This is a genomic window from Streptomyces sp. CB01881 (genome assembly GCF_002953255.1).
Taxonomy (GTDB): Bacteria; Actinomycetota; Actinomycetes; order Streptomycetales; family Streptomycetaceae; genus Kitasatospora.
On record NZ_CP026498.1, the window covers coordinates 10,764,666 to 10,770,437 of the forward strand.

Consider the following 5,772-nt stretch of genomic DNA (forward strand, 5'->3'; position numbering starts at 1 on the left):
GATGTTCTCCCAACGGCGGCACCGCGATGTACGCCATGTCCGGGATGATGGGCGTCGCCATGGTCAGCATGACCCTGGTCCAGATCGGCCGCCCTGGTGCCGAGCGCCGCCGCCGCATCCGCGCCGAGCGCCGCGACTATCTGCGCTACCTCGCCCAGAAGCGCCGCCAGGCCCGGCAGGCCGCCGCCCAGCAGCGCGCCGCCCTGCTCTGGGACGACCCCCACCCGGCCGGGCTCGCGGCGCTGGCCGCCGGCCCTCGCCTCTGGGAGCGCCGGCCCGGCCACGAGGACTTCGCCCGCATCCGGATCGGCACCGGCCCCCGCCGTGCCGCCCTGGAGTTCCTGCCCCCCAGGACCAAGCCGGTGGAGGACCTTGAGCCGCTCTGCGCGATCTCGCTGCGCCGCTTCACGCATGCCCACCGGACGGTGCCGGACCTGCCCGTCCCGGTCTCCCTCCAGCGCTTCACCGCCGTCGAGTTCGTCGGCGAGCACGAGGACGCCCTCGCCCTCGCCCGGGCCATGGTCGGCCGGCTCGCGGTGTTCCACTCGCCCGACGAACTGCGCGTCGCGGTGCTCGCCGACGAGGCCGGCCGCCAGGACTGGGACTGGCTCAAGTGGCTGCCGCACAACGCCCACCCGCAGGAGGAGGACGCCGCCGGCCCCGCCCGGCTGGCCGCCGGCGACCACGACGCCCTGTTCGACCTCCTCGGTGCCGGCGTCCGCGACCGCCCCGACCACGACACCGGCTCCGCCCCCGGCGTGGCCGAGCCGTTCGTGGTGGTCGTCGCCCAGGGCGTCCGGCTGCCGGAGACCTCCCGGCTGCTCGGCGCCGGACTGCGCGGCGTCGTCCTCCTCGACCTCACCGGCACCGTCCCCGGCGGCCCCCGGGTACTGCGGCTCACCGTCCGCGACGGCCGGGTCGCCCTCCCCGCCGGCGGCGAGACGATCACCGCCCGCCCCGATCGGCTCGGCGCCGCCGAGGCCGACACCCTGGCCCGGGCCCTGGCCCCGCTGCGCACCGGCGGCGGCGCAGACCTGCGGGACCGCCCGCTGGAGTCCGACTTCGACCTGGCCACCCTGCTCGGCATCCGCGACGTCCGCGGCTTCGACACCGCCGCCGCGTGGCGCCCCCGGCAGGCCCAGGACGCCCGCCTGAAGGTGCCGATCGGCGTCACCGAGGACGGCGAGGTGGTCGAACTCGACCTCAAGGAGTCCGCGCAGGGCGGCATGGGCCCGCACGGCCTGCTGATCGGCGCCACCGGCTCCGGGAAGAGCGAGCTGCTGCGCACCCTCGTGATGGGCCTGGCCGCCACCCACTCCTCCGAGCTGCTCAACCTCGTCCTGGTCGACTTCAAGGGCGGCGCCACCTTCCTCAACCTGGACCGGCTGCCGCACACCTCCGCCATCATCACCAACCTCGCCGACGAACTCCACCTGGTCGACCGGATGCGCGACTCGATCAGCGGCGAGATGATCCGCCGTCAGGAGCTGCTGCGCGAGGCCGGCCACGCCTCCCTCTACGAGTACGAGAAGGCACGCGCCGCCGGGGCCACCCTCGCCCCGCTGCCCGCACTGCTGATCGTCGTCGACGAGTTCTCCGAACTGCTCGCCAACAAACCCGAGTTCGTCGACCTCTTCGTCTCGGTCGGCCGGCTCGGCCGCAGCCTCGGCGTGCACCTGCTGCTCGCCTCCCAGCGCCTGGACGAATCCCGGATCCACCGCGTCGAGGGCCACCTCTCCTACCGGATCGCGCTGCGCACCTTCTCCTCCATGGAGTCCCGCAGCGTCATCGGCACCGCCAGCGCCTACGAACTCCCCTCCGCCCCGGGCAACGGCTACCTCAAGGTCGACACCACCAACCTGGTCCGTTTCAAGGCCGCCTACGTCTCCGGCCCCGCGCCCGCACCGCCCCACCCCGACCAGGTGCGCACCGGACAGCCCGCCCGGGAGGTCACCGCGTTCGGCCTGGAACAGTGCGGACCGCTCGCCTCCGCCCGCGCCGAGGAGGAGGCGGCCCTGCTCTCCCTCGCCGAACGGGCACTGCTCCGGCGCCCCGCCGAGGACCCGCCGGCCGAGGAGGGCACCGACAGCCTCTCCGAGGTGCTGGTCGCCCGGCTGGAGGACGCCGGACCGCCCGCCCGCCAGGTCTGGCTGCCCCCGCTCAGCGCCCCGCCCAGCCTCGACCAGCTGCTGCCCGGCATCGTGCCCGACCCGGACCGCGGTCTCGGCACCTCCGACCCGCGACTGCGCGGCGCCCTGCGCGTCCCGCTCGGCCTGGTCGACCGCCCCTTCGAACAGCTGCGCGACCTGCTCGTCGCCGACCTCTCCGGGGCCGACGGCCACATCGGCGTCGTCGGCGCCCCGCAGACCGGCAAGTCCACCCTGCTCCGCACCCTCATCCTCGCCCTGGCGCTCGCCCACACCCCCGAGGAGGTCCAGTTCTACTGCCTGGACTTCGGCGGCGGCGGCCTGGTCTCCACCGCCGGACTCCCGCACGTCGGTTCCGTCGCCACCCGGCTGGAACGCGACCGCGTGCTGCGCACCGTCGAGGAGCTCCACCAGCTCCTAGAACAGCGCGAACAGCTCTTCACCTCCCTCGGCCTGGAGTCCGTCGCCGCCTACCGCGCACTGCGCGCCCGCGGCGGCACCGAGGACCCGTACGGCGACGTCTTCCTGGTCGTCGACGGCTGGTCCACGCTCCGCCAGGAGTACGAGGACCTGGAACAGCGGGTGATGGACCTCGCCGCCCGCGGCCTCTCCTTCGGCATCCACGTCGTCGCCTCCGCCGTCCGCTGGTCCGAACTCCGCTCCCGGCTGCGCGACCTGCTCGGCACCAAACTCGAACTGCGCCTCGGCGACTCCATGGAGTCCGAGGTCGGCTCCAAGGCCGCCGCCGCCGTGCCGCACCGGCCCGGCCACGGACTCACCTCGACCGGGCACCACTTCCTCTCCGCGCTGCCCCGGCTCGACGGCTCCCCCCGCACCGACGACCTCACCCCCGCCACCAAGGCCGCGGTCGCCGAGATCGACGCCTTCGCCCCAGGCGGCGCCGCCCCCGGCGTGCGACTGCTCCCCACCCGCCTGGACGCCCACCGGCTCCCCGACCCGGCCGACGCCCCCGACCTGCGGTTCTGCCTCGGCCACGACGAACAGCGGCTCGCCCCGGTCTGGCACGACTTCGGCAGCACGCCGCACCTGGCCGTCTTCGGGGACGGCGAGACCGGCAAGACCAACGCGCTGCGCCTCGCCGTCCGCGCCATCACCACCCGCTACCGCCCCGAGGAGGCCCGCATCCTGCTCGCCGACCCCGGCCGCGGCCTCCTCAACGACGTCCCCGAGGCGTACCGGGTCGGCCTCGCCGTCGACACCGACGGCCTCGGGCGGCTCGCCGAGAGCGCCGCCGTCTCCGTCGGCACACGGCTGCCCGGCACCGACATCACCCCCGAACAGCTCGAACGGCGCGACTGGTGGCAGGGGCCCAGGCTGTTCGTCCTCGTCGACGACCACGACCTGCTCACCGGCTCACCCGGTGCCCCCTCCCCGACCGCCCCGCTCGTCCCGCTGCTCGCCCAAGGCGCCCACATCGGCCTCCACCTGGTCGTCGCCCGCAGCACCTCCGGCGCCATGCGCGCCGTCATGGACCCCCTGCTGCGCCGGATGTGGGAGCTCGGCAACCCCGCCCTGCTGTTCTCCTACCCCAAGGAGGAGGGCAAGTTCCTCGGCGAGGCCAGGCCCCGCACCCTGCCCCCCGGCCGCGCCCAGCTGGTCACCCGGCGCACCGTCACGCTCGTCCAGACCGGCCTCGTCACCGCACCCCCCGCCCCGACTGGAGCACGATGACCACCGCACCGCCCCGGACGGAGGCCACCGAGGTCTGCCGCCTCACCGTGGAAGGCCCCGCAGGCCGGGCCGACCTCGCCGTCCCCGTCACCACCACCGTCTCGGCCCTGCTGCCGCTCCTGACCCGCGACCTCCCCGACCGGCCCGCCGCCTCCTGGGTCCTCCAACGCCTCGGCGAGGACCCCCTCGACCCCGGGGCCACCCCGGCCGGCGCCGGCCTGCGCCACGGCGACGTGCTCCGGCTGCGCCCCGCCGAGGACCCGCTGCCCGCCCTGCACTTCGACGACATCGCCGACGGCGTCGCCGACCGCGTCGGCCGCGGCCCCGGCCGGTGGCGCCCCGAACTCACCCGCGGCCTCGCCCTGCTCCTGGCCGGCACCGCCCTCGCCGCGCTCGCCGCCGCCCTGCTCGCCCCCGGCGCGGGCCCGGCCACCGCCGCCCGCTGCGCCGCCGTCGCCGCCGTCCTCACCGTCTGCTGCGCCGTCGCCGCCCGGACCGAAACCGCCCGGGGCGGAGTCCTGCTCGCCGGGATCGGTGCCCTCGCCTTCGCCGCCCTGGCCGGGCTCACCCTGCGCGCCGCCCCCGGCACCGGGCATCTCCCGGACACCACCGTCGGCGCCTTGGCCGGCGCCGGCGGCGTCGTGGCGCTCGCCGCACTGCTGCTCGGGGTCGGCGCCCTGCCGCTGGCCGTCCCCGGCACGGCCGTGCTCACCGCCGTCGCCGCCGCCTGCGGCGCCATCCTGGTCCGGGCCGGCTGGACGGACCCGGCCCGGGCCGCCGCCCTGCTCGCCGTCGCCCTCTTCGTCCTCGGCCACCTCGCACCGCGACTCGCCCTGCGGGCCGCCCGGCTGCGCGTGCCCCACCTGCCGCACGACGCCGAGGAACTCCAGCAGGACATCGAGCCCGAGCCCGGCGACCGGCTCGCCCGCCGGGTCACCGTCGCCACCGCCTGCCTCGACAGCATCGCCGCCGCCTCCGCCCTCGTGCAGGCCACCGCCGTCACCCTGCTCGTCGTCCTCGACCACACCTGGACCGGCTGGCTGCTGCCGCTCACCCTCGGCACGGCCGTCCTGCTGCGCGCCCGCGGCACCGACGGCACCCTCCAGCGGATCCCCGCGCTGCTCGCCGGTGCCTACGCACCGGCGCTGGTCCTCGCCCTGCGCGTCGCCCCCGCCGGCCCGGCCGGTCACGCGGCGGCCGCCGCGCTGCTGCTCGCCGCCGCCGTGCTCCTGCTGCTCGCCGCCGGGCGGCTGCCGAAGGCCCGGCTGCTGCCGGTCTGGGGACACCTCGGCGACCTCGCCGAGACCGCCACGGCGATCGCCCTGCTGCCGCTGCTGCTGCACGTCCTCGGCGCGTACGCCCGGCTGCGCGCGCTGGCCGGATAGGGGGGCGGGCATGCAGACACGACGCGACCACGTCCAGTCCTACCGCTTCGCGATGGGCCGGCTGGCCTCCGCCCTCGTCGGCGGAGACCCGGGCCAGGGCGACAGCCCCACCCACCGCTCCGCGCTCGGCACCGTCCTCGGCGCCGGCGTCGCCGTCCTGCTCTGCGGCGGGGCCGCCGGCTACGGCCTGCTCTCCCCGCCGCCCAGCACCGCGTGGCGCAAGAACGGCGCCGTCGTGGTGGAGAAGGAGACCGGCAACCGCTACGTCTACCTGGACGGCGAGCTGCGCCCGGCCCGCAACCGGGCCTCGGCCCTGCTGATCGCCGGCGGCCCGGCCACGCCCGACACCGTGCCCGCCCAGACCCTCGCCGGCACGCCGCGCGGAGTCCCGATCGGCATCCCGGACGCCCCGGACACCGTGCCGGCCGCCTCCGGGCTGCTCACCGGCGCCTGGGCACGCTGCCTGCGGACGGACGGCGCCGGCGGCACGGGCGCGGCGGGTGCCACGGGCGGGTCGGGCGCGGCGGACGCTGGTGGCCAGGCCAGAG

The 5,772-nt window shown here is 76.7% G+C and carries 3 protein-coding genes; all 3 read left to right on the top strand.

Going from position 1 to position 5,772, the window contains the following annotated elements; translation table 11 throughout:
* Positions 1-35: 35 nt before the first annotated feature.
* Positions 36-3,839, top strand: coding sequence for a type VII secretion protein EccCa (gene eccCa / locus C2142_RS36385; protein WP_346766419.1), 3,804 nt, complete (start codon positions 36-38; stop codon positions 3,837-3,839).
* Complete coding sequence (eccD, locus tag C2142_RS36390; protein ID WP_148647073.1) at positions 3,836-5,224, top strand: type VII secretion integral membrane protein EccD; 1,389 nt, start codon at positions 3,836-3,838, stop codon at positions 5,222-5,224. The genes eccCa and eccD overlap by 4 nt, the downstream gene beginning before the upstream one ends.
* A gap of 10 nt (positions 5,225-5,234) precedes the next feature.
* A partial coding sequence (locus C2142_RS41085) for a type VII secretion protein EccB (RefSeq protein ID WP_241003018.1) occupies positions 5,235-5,772 on the top strand: 538 nt, incomplete at its 3' end.